1 protein-coding gene is annotated in these 412 nt (G+C 64.8%); it reads left to right on the top strand.

Going from position 1 to position 412, the window contains the following annotated elements; all coding sequences use genetic code 11:
* On the top strand, nucleotides 1–224 hold a 224-nt coding region (locus SOP85_RS31210), incomplete at its 5' end, for an efflux RND transporter permease subunit (RefSeq protein WP_323629436.1).
* Between the last annotated feature and the right edge of the window lie 188 nt (nucleotides 225–412).

Genomic DNA, 412 nt, shown 5'->3' with positions numbered 1-412 from the left:
GCCTGCGGTTGCGGCCGATCGTGATGACCTCCATCGCCTTCATCGCCGGCACCATCCCGCTGATCCTAGGCCACGGCGCCGGCGCCGAAGTGCGCGGCGTCACCGGCATCACGGTGTTCTCCGGCATGTTGGGAGTCACCCTGTTCGGGCTGTTCCTGACGCCGGTGTTCTACGTCACGCTGCGGCGCCTGGTGGCGCGCAAAGCGCAGCCGCAGACCGTCTGAACGCGGCGTTAAAATGTAAAAAGGTCGGGCATTGCCCGACCTTTTTTTATGCATGCGAACCGCGATTATTTGTCTGCGGTTTCAGCCTCTTGCGCGGCGGCGTACTCCGCGCAGGCGCGCTTGTCGCCCCGCTCCAGTTCGGCCAGCGAATCGGCCACGGTATGGCGCGCCAACACCGCAAGCGAAGC

This window comes from Pseudomonas sp. YuFO20, from assembly GCF_035064975.1.
Classification (GTDB): domain Bacteria; phylum Pseudomonadota; class Gammaproteobacteria; order Pseudomonadales; family Pseudomonadaceae; genus Aquipseudomonas; species Aquipseudomonas putida_AE.
This window is presented reverse-complemented; position numbering and strand designations above follow the sequence as displayed.